This is a genomic window from Vaginisenegalia massiliensis, from assembly GCF_900604935.1.
GTDB lineage: Bacteria > Bacillota > Bacilli > Lactobacillales > Aerococcaceae > Vaginisenegalia > Vaginisenegalia massiliensis.
In genome coordinates this window covers 1-14,149 of sequence record NZ_UWPC01000002.1, presented here as the reverse complement: position 1 = coordinate 14,149, position 14,149 = coordinate 1, and the positions used below count along the sequence as shown (strand labels likewise).

The 14,149-nt window shown below is 38.4% G+C and carries 13 protein-coding genes and 1 other annotated feature; of the genes, 6 read left to right on the top strand and 7 right to left on the bottom strand.

Annotated features, from left to right (window positions below):
• Positions 1-7 precede the first annotated feature (7 nt).
• From EIH20_RS01085 to EIH20_RS01075, 3 genes are all read right to left on the bottom strand, one after another.
• Positions 8-1,000 carry a DUF979 domain-containing protein gene (locus EIH20_RS01085; protein WP_241152358.1) on the bottom strand — a complete coding sequence of 331 codons (993 nt, stop codon included), beginning with the start codon at positions 998-1,000 and terminating at the stop codon, positions 8-10.
• Complete coding sequence (locus EIH20_RS01080; RefSeq protein WP_124057512.1) at positions 997-1,683, bottom strand: DUF969 domain-containing protein; 687 nt, start codon at positions 1,681-1,683, stop codon at positions 997-999. Before EIH20_RS01080 ends, EIH20_RS01085 begins: the two co-directional genes overlap by 4 nt.
• A gap of 204 nt (positions 1,684-1,887) precedes the next feature.
• Positions 1,888-2,391: a PTS sugar transporter subunit IIA gene (locus tag EIH20_RS01075; RefSeq protein WP_124057511.1), complete on the bottom strand. Its 504-nt coding sequence runs from the start codon at positions 2,389-2,391 to the stop codon at positions 1,888-1,890.
• 160 nt (positions 2,392-2,551) lie between these two features.
• Here EIH20_RS01075 and EIH20_RS01070 point away from each other — a divergent pair, with 160 nt between their 5' ends.
• The 6 genes from EIH20_RS01070 (at position 2,552) to EIH20_RS01045 (ending at position 9,473) form a co-directional block, all read left to right on the top strand.
• Entirely contained in the window at positions 2,552-3,382 is an 831-nt protein-coding gene (locus tag EIH20_RS01070; RefSeq protein WP_124057510.1) for an undecaprenyl-diphosphate phosphatase, read from the top strand.
• Positions 3,383-3,578: 196 nt separating this feature from the next.
• Positions 3,579-5,480, top strand: coding sequence for a heavy metal translocating P-type ATPase (locus EIH20_RS01065; RefSeq protein WP_124057509.1), 1,902 nt, complete (start codon positions 3,579-3,581; stop codon positions 5,478-5,480).
• Positions 5,481-5,712: 232 nt separating this feature from the next.
• Positions 5,713-6,621: a cysteine synthase A gene (cysK, locus tag EIH20_RS01060; RefSeq protein ID WP_124057508.1), complete on the top strand. Its 909-nt coding sequence runs from the start codon at positions 5,713-5,715 to the stop codon at positions 6,619-6,621.
• The gene (gene epsC, locus EIH20_RS01055; protein WP_124057507.1) at positions 6,614-7,162 is read left to right on the top strand and encodes a serine O-acetyltransferase EpsC; all 549 of its coding nucleotides are present in this window, start codon (positions 6,614-6,616) and stop codon (positions 7,160-7,162) included. The genes cysK and epsC overlap by 8 nt, the downstream gene beginning before the upstream one ends.
• Positions 7,163-7,318: 156 nt before the next feature.
• The gene (locus tag EIH20_RS01050; RefSeq protein ID WP_124057506.1) at positions 7,319-8,278 is read left to right on the top strand and encodes a glycosyltransferase family 2 protein; all 960 of its coding nucleotides are present in this window, start codon (positions 7,319-7,321) and stop codon (positions 8,276-8,278) included.
• Between the two features lie 22 nt (positions 8,279-8,300).
• Entirely contained in the window at positions 8,301-9,473 is a 1,173-nt protein-coding gene (locus tag EIH20_RS01045; protein ID WP_124057505.1) for a hypothetical protein, read from the top strand.
• Between the two features lie 58 nt (positions 9,474-9,531).
• Here EIH20_RS01045 and serS read toward each other — a convergent pair whose 3' ends face one another.
• The 4 genes from serS to EIH20_RS01025 form a co-directional block, all read right to left on the bottom strand.
• Positions 9,532-10,812: a serine--tRNA ligase gene (gene serS, locus EIH20_RS01040; RefSeq protein ID WP_124057504.1), complete on the bottom strand. Its 1,281-nt coding sequence runs from the start codon at positions 10,810-10,812 to the stop codon at positions 9,532-9,534.
• A gap of 52 nt (positions 10,813-10,864) precedes the next feature.
• Positions 10,865-11,106, bottom strand: a binding site (T-box leader).
• Positions 11,107-11,146: 40 nt separating this feature from the next.
• Positions 11,147-11,674, bottom strand: coding sequence for a tRNA (uridine(34)/cytosine(34)/5-carboxymethylaminomethyluridine(34)-2'-O)-methyltransferase TrmL (gene trmL / locus EIH20_RS01035; protein ID WP_124057503.1), 528 nt, complete (start codon positions 11,672-11,674; stop codon positions 11,147-11,149).
• Between the two features lie 16 nt (positions 11,675-11,690).
• Complete coding sequence (queG, locus tag EIH20_RS01030) at positions 11,691-12,857, bottom strand: tRNA epoxyqueuosine(34) reductase QueG (RefSeq protein WP_124057502.1); 1,167 nt, start codon at positions 12,855-12,857, stop codon at positions 11,691-11,693.
• A 327-nt stretch (positions 12,858-13,184) separates the two neighbouring features.
• Positions 13,185-13,811, bottom strand: coding sequence for a 50S ribosomal protein L25 (locus EIH20_RS01025; protein WP_124057501.1), 627 nt, complete (start codon positions 13,809-13,811; stop codon positions 13,185-13,187).
• Positions 13,812-14,149: the final 338 nt, after the last annotated feature.

Below are 14,149 nucleotides of genomic sequence, written 5' to 3'. Positions count from 1 at the left end.
CTATTGATTAAAATGCCAAGAAATACATCAAAGCAACATGGACCACAATCATTACAATGGCAACCGGAGCTTGGTCACGAATAACCCTATATTCACTCTTCATCTCTAAAAGAGCAGCCGGTAAGGCGTTAAAATTCCCCGCCATCGGCGTTAACAAAGTTCCACAAAAACCTGCTGTCATTGCAATTGCTCCAGCAACAAATGGATTACCGCCTAGAGCAAAAACAAACGGCACGCCGATACCCGCTGTAATCACGGTGAAAGCTGCAAAAGCATTCCCCATTATCATTGTGAATATAACCATACCTAAAACATAGGCTAAGACACCGAAGAAACGACTGTCTGCAGGAACAACACCGCCAATTAAATCAGCAATAACTTCACCTACACCCGCAGCTGTAAATACCGCTCCCAACGCTGCTAATAGTTGAGGTAAGATGCCGGTTGTCGATACTTGTTGCACCATCCGATTATTTTCATCAAGAAATTCAGAACCTTTAGCTTTCGTCATTATCAGAATTAGAAGACTGCCGACCAAAGCGCCTAAACCGACCGATACAACACTAAAACTAGATAAAGCTAGGCCAACAATCATAGCAACAATTCCTAATGTTAACACGGGAACAAAAATTTTAGGTCCAATTTGACGAGCTCTTTGTTCTGCTTTAGCTTGATCAACTTGCGGCAACTGCCCAATTTTTACCTGTTTAAATAGGGTTAATAAACCAATTACGCAGATGATCATACCTGTTACGTTTGCTGGAAGATAAGAACCCCCAATAAAGGTAAGTCCACTTAAAAACCAAAATAAAGCTGTTCCAATTCGTCGGTCGTTAGTTTGATCTTGATAGGTGCACCATGCTACATGAAGAAGTTGCAAACCGATTACCCAATAAATTACTTCCAAAATAGATGGCACAAAAGGCTCTAACTGTGAATTTAATTGGCTTAAATTTTGTCCTAACGATCCCATTACCATAGAATATAAAATTGTGTTCATCGTTTATCCTCCTTTTTAGCCTGATGCTTTAATTTGACATCCAGCGTTAGATTATAAATAACCACCACAATCAAAGATATAACGGCAACCGGCATCGAAGCCTGTGCGATTTGGGCTGGTGTTCCTTTGAAACCTAACTCCGTTAGAGTACCTACTATTAAAAGTACACCCGCTGATCCAAGGAAGGTATTTTGACCAAAGAAATTACCGAAGTTTTCATTTGCCGCTGCTCGAGCCTTAATGACTTCGACCTCCTCGTCGCTTAAACCATTAGATTTCGTCAACTTAGCAGCCGCTTCACCCATTGGATAGATTAACGGGCGGACAAATTGGGGATGTCCTCCCAAACGAATTGAAAATAGACCCGCCACTAATCTTATTAGCATATAAAGTGAGTATAACCAACCCGTTGTGAGCCCTTTAAGTTTGCCAATTAATCTTATAGCTTCTTGTTTCAAGCCATATGATTCGGCTAAGCCAATCATGGGCAATGCTAAGAAAAAGAGCGAAACCAAACGCTGATTACTATAAGCTTCTCCTAACGTAGTTAAAAAATCATTGATTGATAAACCTGATACTAACGCCGTGGCTAATCCCGCTAGAATAACCGTTGCCAAAGTATCGAATTTAAGAACAAAACCTAATACGATAATCAAAATTCCGATTAATTTTATCCATTCCATAACAACAATTCCTTTCATATAGAGTTTTCATTATTTAACTTTAAATAAATAATTTAACAATATACTACCATAGTTAAACTCTTCTTAGAAACAAAATCCCTTATTTTTTTGGCCTAATATTCCTTGAAAAACTCACCAACAAGTGTTTAAAATTAAAAAGCTATTAACCAAGAAGGTTAATAGCTCAAAAAATTAGACTATTTTTTATTTTAAGACGATTGTCCCGATTTCTTGTCCCTTAGTTACATTTCCGCTAGCCGTGATGTTCATCGATTCTACCACTTCATTACCATTCGTAAAAATAACAATCATAGCCGAATCTTTTTCTTGGGCTGCTAACTGATCTAAATCTACTTGTGAGACTTGTGTATCAGCTTGAACAGTTTGTCCTTCGTCAACTAAACTAGTAAATGGTTCGCCATTTAATGATACTGTATCAATTCCCATATGGAGCAATACTTCTAATTCACCTGCTTTAAAACCAACAGCATGTTTAGTAGGGAAAATGTTTGTTACTTGACCAGAAACTGGCGCTGAAATTGATCCATTGTCTGGAATAATAGCATACCCATCACCCATCATTTTTTGAGCAAACACTAAATCGTTGACTTCTTCAATATTAATAATTTGCCCATCTGCTACCGCATAAAGAGTAACCTGGCTCGGTTTAATCTCAGTGGCTTCTTTCTTCTTAAAAAAATTAAACATAGGGTCCACCTCTATTTTTTATTTTTCGCTCTTTAATCATACCATATTAATAAATAGATGGACAATCAAATGCCGACAAGCAATCTATCAAAAAGTAGTGTATAATAGATTCAAAGTAGCTGCCTACTTTAATTAATTGTGTAGAAATTGAGGTTAATATATGTTTGATTTACTAGAATTGTTAAAAGTTATTTTACAAGGGATCGTTGAAGGTATTACAGAGTGGTTACCGATCAGCTCTACGGGCCATATGCTCCTATTAGATGAACTATTACCGATGAATGTCACACCTGAATTCAAAAATATGTTTATTGTTGTCATTCAGTTAGGAGCTATTTTAGCTGTCTGCTTACTTTATTTTAATAAGTTGAATCCCTTAAGTCCTTCTAAGTCATCTAGCGAAAAAAAAGCAACTTGGCTCCTTTGGTCAAAAGTCATCGTTGCTAGCATTCCTGCTGTTCTTTTTGGAGCAGCCTTAAATGATATCATGGATAAATACTTCTACAATCCCACTGTTATTGCGATTGCGCTCATTTTCTACGGTCTAGCTTTTATTTGGATTGAAGATAAAAATGAAGGCAAACACTCACACAAGATTCACACGTTTGAAGCTTTAACTTATCGTGATGCCTTTATGATTGGTCTATTCCAAACCTTAGCTCTAGTCCCTGGAACCTCTCGTTCAGGTTCAACTATTTTAGGAGCCTTATTACTTGGTACAAGCCGTTATATCGCTACCGAATTCTCTTTCTTTATGAGTATTCCTATAATGTTTGGAGCAAGCTTCAAGAAACTCTTAGACTTTGGTTTCCATTTTACTTCCGCTGAAGCCATCTATTTAGCGACTGGTATGGGCGTTGCCTTCATAGTCTCTATCATTGCTATTAAATTCTTGTTATCTTACTTAAAACGGCATGATTTTAAAGCCTTTGGCTATTACCGTATTGCCTTAGGTGCTTTAGTCTTACTTTACTTCCTGGTTGTTAAATAGAATCATTCTAAATAAATGTTAAATTTTTATTACCAAAATGGATTTATAATACCAATAACGTTGACAATATAGGCCCAATCTCTTTTTAGTAACGCTTACTCTTATTAAGAATAATTCTAAATAACTTGCTATTCTATTTCCTTTGCGTAAAATGGAGTTAGCAAGTTATTTTTTATTTATTAAAAGGAGGAAGCCCATGCCTACAATTAGCCAATGGATCCGTACCCATATCGAAATGACTCTTACCATTATTAGTGGTCTATTAATTTTAATTGGTTTTTATTTTCTCTCTATTCACCAAACAAGCATCTCAACAGCCATCTTCATACTCGCCTTCGCGCTAGGTGGCTATCATTCAGTAAAAAGTGGCTATCAAGAACTCATCCATGAGCATCATTTAAGTGTCGACATTTTAATGCTGTTGGCTGCCATTGGGGCTTGCTTAATTGGCTACTGGCTTGAAGGCGCTCTTCTTATCTTTATCTTTTCTTTATCTGAATCACTAGAAACGATGGCCATGGAAAAATCAAAAAATGCCATTGCCGAACTCATGAATTTAACCCCAGATTTAGCTCGGGTTTACCAAGCGGATGGAACAATCCAAGAAATTGCCACCCAAGAATTAAAAATCGGCGATCGTTTACAAGTTCGTAAAGGGGAAGCAATTCCTATTGATGGATCACTACTCAGCCCTGAAGCTCTCATCAATGAAGCAGCTATTACCGGCGAACCTTTACCTGTTAATAAAAAAACAGGCGAAGCCGTCATTGGTGGAACAATCAATCAAGGCAACAGTTTTGACATGACCGTCACGGTTGAAAACGATGCTACTTTATTCGCGAAGATTATTAAGCTCGTTGAAGAAGCCCAATCTAGTCCCTCAAAAACAGCTTCATTCATTGAGAAAATTGAAGATTCTTATGTTAAAGGTGTCTTAATTGGCGTGCCGGTCTTTATTTTATTGACTCATTATGCTTTTGCCTGGTCTTGGTCTGATGCCTTCTATCGAGGTATGGTTCTGTTAACAGTGGCCTCCCCTTGTGCTCTGGTAGCGAGTGCGACACCTGCCACCTTAGCAGCGATTAGTCGTGCTGCCAAAAAAGGTATGATCTTTAAAGGTGGCGACTCCATTGATACGGCCAATCGTCTACAAGCTATTGTCTTTGATAAAACAGGCACCCTAACCCAAGGGGTTCCTGAGGTTGTTGAAGCTTATTATCATGACCCGAGCCAGAAAGAATTAATTGACCAATTAGTTAAAACAAGCGAATCCTTATCAACTCACCCAATTGCTGGCGCTTTACTCCGCTATTTGACTGATTATTCCCCTATTAAATTAGACTCAGTTGAAGACCACACCGGTCAAGGCTTTGAACTCGTTTACCAAGGACAAACTTGGTTAATTGGAAAGAAAAGTTTTGCTTTAGCCAATGAGATTCATTCAACCATGACTCAAGCCGATATAGAAAAAGCTGAAGAATTAGAATCCCAAGGTAATACGGTTATCTTTGTTAGCCAAGATCATCAATTTAAAGCCTTTTACGCTTTACAAGATCAAGCTAAACCTGAAAGTAAAGAAACGATTGCTATTTTAAATCAAATGGGTATTCACACAATAATGTTAACCGGTGATAACCAATTAACAGCCGAATTTATTGCTCGTCAATTAGGTATAGAACAAGTTAGAGCAAACTGTATGCCTGATCAAAAAGCATCTATTATTAAAGAACTTCAAGAAACCTATCCAAGCCTAGCCATGGTTGGGGATGGTATCAACGATGCTCCTGCTTTAGCTACTGCTAATTTGGGTATTGCAATGGGGAGCGGAACCGATATTGCTATGGAAACCGCTGACGTTGTCCTCATGCAGGACGATTTACGACAATTACCATTTGCTATTGGCTTATCAAAGAAAATGACGCAAATTATTAAGCAAAACATTATCTTCTCACTTTCTGTTATTGCCCTTCTCATCCTATCTAACATCTTCAAAATGATTAACCTTCCACTTGGTGTAGTTGGCCACGAAGGATCTACCATTCTGGTCATCCTCAATGGCTTAAGACTCCTTGGCTATAGCACACCCAAATTAAAATAGTTTCAGTATCTCAGAAGTTAGCACTTGGCTAACTTCTTTTTTATGCTTGAAATCCATTGATTAGCTGAAGCATTCTTCTTTATTCTTCAAGCCAAATAAGCTATGCTAAAACCACTAACAAATGGTTATTTGAATAAAATCGTATTTTTGTTTTGCAATTTGGTCCAAATAAGTTACTATATAAAGTACCTATTTGCTCCCACGCTAACGTACCTACAAGGAGGTTCATAATATGTTATACGAAAATATTTTAGAAACGATTGGGCGTACACCCCTCATTCATCTCGGCGCATTAGATGAACAAGCCGCTGACATTTATGTCAAGCTTGAAAGCAAAAACCCAAGTGGTTCAATAAAAGACCGAGCAGTCCTTTATATTGTCAACGATCTTTTTGCCAAAGGTATCTTAAAAGAAGGAGATACTATAATTGAACCGACTAGTGGCAATACAGGTGTCGGTTTGGCCATGGTCGGTGCAGCTAAACAGTTAAAAGTTATCTTAGTAATGCCAGATTCCATGTCTGTTGAAAGACGAAATTTGATGACAGCCTATGGAGCGAAATTAGTCTTGACCCCTGCTGCTAAAGGGATGCAAGGAGCCGTTGATCAAGCTCAAGAATTAGCCGAGGAACTTAATGCTCCTATTTTTGGTCAATTTACTAATCCGGCCAATGTATCGGCTCACGTTGAAACGACCGGTCCTGAAATCATTGAGGATCTACCTGATCTGGATGGCTTTGTAGCGGGAGTCGGCACGGGAGGCACTGTATCTGGGGTAGGAAAAAGCTTAAAAACTCATCGCCCTGAAATAACCGTTTGGGCTGTTGAACCAAGCGCTTCACCTTTGTTATCTCAAGGACAAGCAGGACCACACAAAATTCAAGGAATTGGGGCTAACTTTGTTCCAGCCAATTATCATGCTGATGTTATTGATCATGTTTTCACTGTCGAAAATGATCAAGCAATTCAAACTACCTTAGAACTAGCAAAAACGAAAGGAATATTGAGTGGTATCTCAGCGGGCGCCAATTTATTTGCAGCTCGTGAACTTGCCAAAAAACTTGGCAGCGGTAAAAAAGTTGTCACAGTCCTCCCAGATACCGGCGAACGCTACCTCTCATCTGGTATTTTTAATGATTAAATGGTTTCAACATTGGCTTGATGAAGCAAAATTTATTTATGAAATGGATCCGTCTTGCCATAGTCTGGCCGAGGCATTCTTCCTATTTCCGAGCATTCGTGCTATGCGAGCCCATGCTCATGCCAAAAAGCACTATTTAAAAAAACGTTATTTTCTCTCCCGTTGGTTGTCTGAACGAGCTAAACACAGGACAGGAATTGAAATTCATCCCGGTGCTACCATTGGTCGTCATGTCTTCATCGACCATGGGGCGGGCGTTGTTATTGGCGAAACAGCCATTATCGGCGACCGAGTGATGATGTATCATGGTGTCACTCTAGGAGGAACCGGTAAAGAAAAAGGTATAAAACGCCACCCAACGGTTGAACATGATGTTATTATCGGTTCAAGGGCTACCATTTTGGGTAACGTCACCATTGGTCATCACAGCAAAATAGGTGCGGGTGCAGTCGTTCTCCATGATATTCCACCTTACTCAACAGCGGTGGGTGTACCTGCTCGCATCATCCCTCATCAACCTGATCAAGTACACATTTTCTAAAATCAAAACCCATTCCCTGCGGAATGGGTTTTAATGTGTGAATTTTTGAGGGCCTTTTTCGTAAATAAAAAATTAAGCTTTACAAGTTAAGATTAAATTTCTATACTATATTAATAAAAACACTATTATATCAAGCTTTCATGAAGGAGCCCCTCTATGTTAAAAAAACCAATCATCGCTGTTTTAATTCCTTGTTATAACGAAGAAAAAACAATTGAAACAGTCATTAATGACTTTAAACAGCATTTGCCACAAGCCGATATCTATGTTTATGACAACAATTCCACTGACCGGACAGCAGAATTGGCAGAACAAGCTGGGGCAATCGTTCGCTTGGCACCTCAACAAGGAAAAGGCTTTGTCATTCGTAAAATGTTTCGGGAAATTAATGCTGATTGCTATCTAATGATCGACGGCGATAACACTTATCCAGCTGATATGGCTGCTCAAATGGTTGAGCCTATTTTAGCGGGTCGTGCTGATATGGTCATCGGAGACCGTCTCAGTTCAACCTATTTTGAAGAAAATAAACGTCCTTTCCATAATACCGGTAACCGAATGGTTCGGGCTCTAATTAATCATATATTCAAAAACAATATTCGCGATATCATGACAGGGTATCGGGCCTTCTCATTTGAATTCGTTAAAACATTCCCAATCTTATCTAAAGGATTTGAAATCGAAACTGAAATGACCATCCATGCTTTAGATAAACAATTACCACTTGAAAATGTCATTATTGAATATCGCGACCGTCCTCAAGGAAGTGAATCTAAACTTAACACTTATTCTGATGGATTCAAAGTGATTATGACTATCTTACGTTTATTCAAGAACTATCAGCCTTTCCGCTTTATGAGTCTTATTTCCTTAATTTTAGCTACTATTTCATTATGTCTCTTTATTCCGCTATTTCATAATTTTCTTATTACAGGACTTGTACCACGCTTCCCAAGTCTTATTATGGCAGGCTTTATCATGATGGCGGCTCTCGCCTTCTTCTTAGCAGGTATAATTCTAGATGTCATTGTTCACCAAGAAAAGCAAAACTTTGAACTAGAACTTATCAAAGCCCATAATTTTAAGGAGCTACTCGATCATGAACAGCAAGCTTAATATTATAAAATTTCTAAGTTGTATGATTTTAACTTTTGCTCTGCTTTTAGGAATATATATAACAAGTCTTTGGGGAGCCTATCAAGTTAGTGATGAACAAATTATGGAAAAATGGGAACAATCTACCCATACCATTCGGGATGAACCCAAACGGTGGGTCGTGATGCAACACTACGATGGCAGTAAACTTGATACCTTTACCGACAATCTTATTTTCCAAAAATTACGCAATAAAGATCAACTCCCTCCTCTACAAGCTGGGATGTCGAATTCAGGCTATGTTCGCTATTGGTTTGGCACGATCGCTATTGTTCGACCTATGCTAGCCTACGTTGACTATACGAGCATACGCTACTTTGCCATCAGCTTAGTCTTCCTATTATTAATTCTAACTACCATCCAACTTTATCGCTATCTTGGTTTAGCCTATTGTTTAGTCTATGGACTCTGTTTAGGAATGATTCATTTTTGGATTTTTCCTCTTTCTTTACAATACCTGCCAATCTTTGTGATTTTTAGTTTGGGACAATTACTTATCATCTTTTTAGATCGGCATCAAAAAGCAAATCTATACCATTGGTTTTGGGCATTCTTCATCATTGCCAGTTTAACAAATTTCTTTGACTTACTTACTGCCCCTCTTTTAACCTATGCTATCCCTTATGCCCTTGCCCTGTGCCTTAAAAATCGATCAGAAGTTCGTTTATTCTGGGATAATTTGAAACTAACTTTAGTTTCGGGCCTAGCTTGGATTTGTGGATATAGCTTAACATGGATCAGTAAATGGCTTATTGGGTCGAACATTCTTCACCAAAACATTATTAAAAATGCTCAACATCAAGCTGCCATCCGAACAGGTGGACGAGCTGGCGAAGTCTTAAACTACATAGATATCCTACGCAAACTCGGTATAACGCTCTTACCAAAGGAAGCCCGAGTTATACTGGTTATTGCATTAGTGGTCTCTATTATTTTTCTAGCTTGCCATTGGCGAAATCTTCGTTGGTCTACTCTCATTTCCCTATCACCCATGATTTTAGTTGGAATGCTTCCGTTTATTTGGTTGGCCATCATGAAAAATCATTGTAATACTCATTATTATTTCACTTATCGGATTTTTATCATACCAATCTTGTGCGGATTTTATTATCTACTAGCATTAGTAAAACCGCATTCAAATCACTCAAAAAATTAATCTTTAGCAACAAAACAAGCCTCCTAGACCCTACTCGGCCTAGGAGGCTTATTTGTGCTTATTTTGCTTTAATTTCGGTAACTCCGCCCATATATGGGACTAAGACGTCAGGAATTTTAACTGAGCCATCAGCTTGTTGATAATTTTCCAAAATGGCTACAAAGGTACGACCTACTGCTAAACCAGAGCCATTTAAAGTATGGACATATTCTAATTTTCCATCGCCATTGCGGAAACGAATTTTTGCTCGGCGCGCTTGGAAATCTTGGCAATTAGAGCAAGATGAAATTTCCCGATATGTATCTTGTCCTGGTAGCCAAACTTCAATATCATACGTTTTAGCAGCTGAGAAGCCCATATCTCCCGTACATAAGGTAATGACACGATATGGTAAATTTAACGCTTGAAGAATTTCTTCAGCATTTTGTGTCATTGATTCAAGTTCTTGATAAGAGTGATCCGGATGAGCATATTTAACCATTTCAACTTTATGGAATTGGTGTAATCGAATGAGTCCACGCGTATCTCGCCCTGCTGATCCTGCTTCAGAGCGGAAAGAAGGTGACATAGCGGTAAATTTGATTGGTAAATTAGCCTCATCTAGAATTTCATCGGCATAGTAATTGGTTAATGGCACCTCAGCCGTAGGAATTAAAGTAAATCCACGTTCATCGGTTAATTGGAAGGTATCTTCAATGAATTTTGGATATTGGCCAGTTCCAAACATAGATTTATTGTTGACCATGTAGGGTGGGATAATTTCTGTATAACCATTTTTCCCAGTATGGGTATCTAACATAAAATTATAAATAGCCCGTTCGAGGCGTGCCCCTAAACCTTTATAGAAAACAAAACGGCTACCTGTCACTTTCGCTCCCCGCTCAAAATCTAGAATATCTAATTTTTCTGCAATATCCCAGTGATTTAGCGGTTCAAAGTCGAAACGTGGTGCCTGGCTCCAACGACGTACTTCAACATTATCCTCTTCATCTTTACCAATTGGAACAGACTCATGAGGAATATTAGGTAAGCGAAATTCGATGGTTTCCATATCTGCTTGAATTTGTGCTAGTTCAATATCCATGGCTTTAATTTCGTCACCGACTTGTTTCATTTCAGCTACTTGTTGATCAGCCTCTTCTTTATTACGTTTCAACTGTGCAATCGTTTGGCTCATTTGATTGCGATATTGCTTTGCTTGTTCGACTTTAGCCAAAAGTTGTCGGCGTTGTTCATCCAATTGGCGATAAGTTTCCAAAGTTGAACGTTCCACACCACGGTCACTTAATTTATTCACTACTTCTTCGAATTGATCTCTTAATAACTTACGATCTAACATTTTTCTTCCTCCTTTATTATTTTGCTTAAAAAACACAAAGACCCTCCGTCACATCTGGGACGAAGGGCCTCAATTCGCGGTACCACCCGATTTTAAATCAATTCAATGGTCGAATTGATTTACTCTCTCATTCGATAACGGTGAATACCGGCACTATTTAATCATTTAATGTGTGGTTAAATGTTTTCACAGGCAATAACAGGTGGGGATTGGGTAATTAGCTTGGATGATTCTCACCAACCATCATCTCTCTGAACAAACACCTTACTTACTAGTCACCTGACTTTAATCTCATTATAAAAGATTGTTTTTGTTTGTCAAGTTGTATCCAGACTTACCAATTAAGGCTTTGAGCTTTGCTGGTATCTCGATAATGGTGAACTATTTCCAAGCCATCAAATTCTTGTTGCCGCAAAGCTTCATAAATCACTATATTGGCTGCATTAGACAGATTTAAGGATCGAACATGTTCATCATTCATTGGAATTCTTAAACAGTCTTCTTTGCGTTCTTCCATCAGTTCAATTGGTAATCCAGTTGTTTCTTTACCGAACAAGAAATACTGTTCGCCAGTCTCACTTTGCGTTAAATCAACTTGCGCATAGTGATGTGGCGCAAACTTCGTTATTAGATAGACTGGACTAGCGCCGACATAACTAAAGAAAGCATCTAAGTTATCATGATAGACAATCTCAACATGTTCCCAATAATCAAGCCCTGCGCGTTTTAACATTTTATCATCGGTTGAAAAACCAAGCGGGCGAATTAAATGTAAAGTGCTATTGGTGGCTGCACATGTCCGTGAAATATTTCCAGTATTAGCCGGAATTTGTGGTTCAAATAAAGCAATATGATTTTTCAATACAGTGGACTCCATTCTATAGTTGGTCTTTTGGTAAGCGTTTGGCTTTTAAGCTAGCTAGCGCTGCCGACATTTCATCAATTGTTTCAGGATCGGTTTCTTTGGCTAAATGTTTGGCGACGCATTCAATAATGCTCGGTTGATAATAGCGTTCTATCTGACTAATAGCCCAAGCTGCTGTCCCCCGAATCATGGGCCGAGTATCCATTTCTAACACTTCTAATAATTTAGGTATGGCCGTTTGATCGCGATAATTGGCTAAGGCAATGATGGCATTTCTTTGGAGGGGTTTTTTCCCTCTCCACGCGCAGGCCATATGGCCAAACTGATTTTTAAAGTCTTTATTACTTATAGTCAATAAAGGCTTTAATTCCGGTTGAACTTCAGCGGCGCTAACTTCCATTTCTGGATGAATATGGCTATCAATTCCTTTGTTATAAGGACAAACTAGTTGACAAATATCGCAACCATAAATAGTGTGGGATATTTTACGGCGAAACTCCAAAGGCATGTAACCTTTAGTTTGCGTTTGGTAAGAAAGACACCTACGCCCATTCAAACGTCCATCGCCTAAAAGGGCTTGGGGAGGACAAGCATTGACACAGCGATAGCAATCGCCACAGCCAAATTCACCCGGTTGATCAGGCTCAAATTCAATGTTGGTGATAATTTCACCCAAATAGACATAAGAACCAAATTCTGATGTTATCAATAAGCCGTTACGGCCAATAAAACCAAGGCCCGCTCTTTGAGCTGTCACTACATCAATTAATTCTCCCGTATCCACCATTGGTTTAAACGTGGCGTCTTGCGTCTCCGCTTTGATAAAATCAATTAATTGTGCCATGCGGTCGCGTAGGATATGATGGTAATCTATCCCCCAAGAGGCACGTGCTAAAGCGCCTCGTCGATTATTTTTATCTTGCGCAATCGAGTCCTTGACCGAAGATGGATAGGCCAAAGCAATAGAAATGATGCTTTTGGGTTGATCAAAAATACGATCAGGATATAAGCGATCAGCCATAATGGGATGTTCAAAACCTGTGGAATGACCAGCAGCTTGTTGGGTTTCTAATGATTCTTTCAAATAATCAAAGGGAGTCGCATCGGTAAAGCCGATTTTATCAATTCCGACTTCTTTGGCTTTAGCAATAATTTTAGTTTTTAAACTTGCGGTTTCCATCGACTCCCCCCATTCTTCATTTATTATAGGCAAGAATATCCTGAAGGTCAAAATAATATTGAACTGGGTTGGGGAAGCAAGGAATCTTCTTTAAATAACGCAAAAATACCGAATCAATGTTGAGATAAATTTCAGCCATTCATTTACACCAAAAAATGGAGTGAATTAAGCTTACTTTTATGCAAACATCATTGATTCGGCATTTATTCTCTGATCTAATGGATAGGCTAGTAAGTCTATTTAAGTATCCTAAATCATTCCTGATTCAAGAAAGGTTAATCTAACCCGTTTCCTTTACTCATAATCTTGTCCTATCCAATTTTTTAATTAGTTCTCTTTGCTGTCTTCATCAGCTTTGTCTTCTTCACCAATAACTTCAGGCTCTGCCTCTTCTTCACCTGTTTCTGGAGCTGGTTCTTCTGTAGGAACGCCAATCGTTACAATGGTCTTCTCAGGATCTTCTAGGACAGACACTTCTTGCGGAACTTCAATGTCAGAAACTAGCTTGTTTGATCCAATTTCTAGACCAGTCACATCCACTTCGATCGAACCCGGAATATTATCAGGTGTCGTCTCGACAAGCAAGCTATTCAATACTTGTTCAACAACCCCTTCTTTGATTGTTTCCGTATTGACAAGGATTAATGGAACTTCAACTTGAAGTTTTTGATTAGCTGTAATAGCTTGTAAATCAACGTTGTAGAATTCATTCTTAATCGCGCCTTTAGTAAAATCTTTAATTAATACTTTTTGCTTTTTGCCATCGTATTCAATGTCAAAAACCGCATTCGCACCGTCTTCTTTAAGAATCGCTTCGAAATCGCGACGATTAATAAATAAAGGCGTATTTTCTACCTTTCCTCCATATAAAATGGCTGGAATCTTTCCTTCAGCACGTGCTTGGCGGGAAACGGCGGTACCTGTCTTTTCTCTTAATTCTGCTTTTAATACCATGATATCTTCTCCTTTAAAGTAAATTTCAGAAAATCTAAGTATTGATACAAATTAGATATTTCTAAGGTACATAAATATCGTAACATTACCCACATTAAAATGCGAACAATATGCATTATCGTATGTATGCCATTAAAAAAGCCATCTTAACGTGTAGTGCACCCCTAAAGTTGAACCTTAAAATTCAACTTTAGGGGTGTTTATTTTGAAGAAAAAACATGAATTAGCCTTTAAATTAAAACTTATCAATGAATACAGGGAAGAAAAACTCGGGTATAAATTAATATGCAAAAAGTATAATGTTAATACAAGTTTATTAAAAACATGGATTTACCAAT

Excerpts from the sequence above, each read along its gene's own strand:
- EIH20_RS01085 (WP_241152358.1), bottom strand. The coding sequence starts at position 1,000 with ATGAACACAATTTTATATTCTATGGTAATGGGATCGTTAGGACAAAAT.
- EIH20_RS01080 (WP_124057512.1), bottom strand. The coding sequence starts at position 1,683 with ATGGAATGGATAAAATTAATCGGAATTTTGATTATCGTATTAGGTTTT.
- EIH20_RS01075 (WP_124057511.1), bottom strand. The coding sequence starts at position 2,391 with ATGTTTAATTTTTTTAAGAAGAAAGAAGCCACTGAGATTAAACCGAGC.
- EIH20_RS01070 (WP_124057510.1), top strand. The coding sequence starts at position 2,552 with ATGTTTGATTTACTAGAATTGTTAAAAGTTATTTTACAAGGGATCGTT.
- EIH20_RS01065 (WP_124057509.1), top strand. The coding sequence starts at position 3,579 with ATGCCTACAATTAGCCAATGGATCCGTACCCATATCGAAATGACTCTT.
- cysK (WP_124057508.1), top strand. The coding sequence starts at position 5,713 with ATGTTATACGAAAATATTTTAGAAACGATTGGGCGTACACCCCTCATT.
- epsC (WP_124057507.1), top strand. The coding sequence starts at position 6,614 with ATGATTAAATGGTTTCAACATTGGCTTGATGAAGCAAAATTTATTTAT.
- EIH20_RS01050 (WP_124057506.1), top strand. The coding sequence starts at position 7,319 with ATGTTAAAAAAACCAATCATCGCTGTTTTAATTCCTTGTTATAACGAA.
- EIH20_RS01045 (WP_124057505.1), top strand. The coding sequence starts at position 8,301 with ATGATTTTAACTTTTGCTCTGCTTTTAGGAATATATATAACAAGTCTT.
- serS (WP_124057504.1), bottom strand. The coding sequence starts at position 10,812 with ATGTTAGATCGTAAGTTATTAAGAGATCAATTCGAAGAAGTAGTGAAT.
- queG (WP_124057502.1), bottom strand. The coding sequence starts at position 12,857 with ATGGAAACCGCAAGTTTAAAAACTAAAATTATTGCTAAAGCCAAAGAA.
- EIH20_RS01025 (WP_124057501.1), bottom strand. The coding sequence starts at position 13,811 with ATGGTATTAAAAGCAGAATTAAGAGAAAAGACAGGTACCGCCGTTTCC.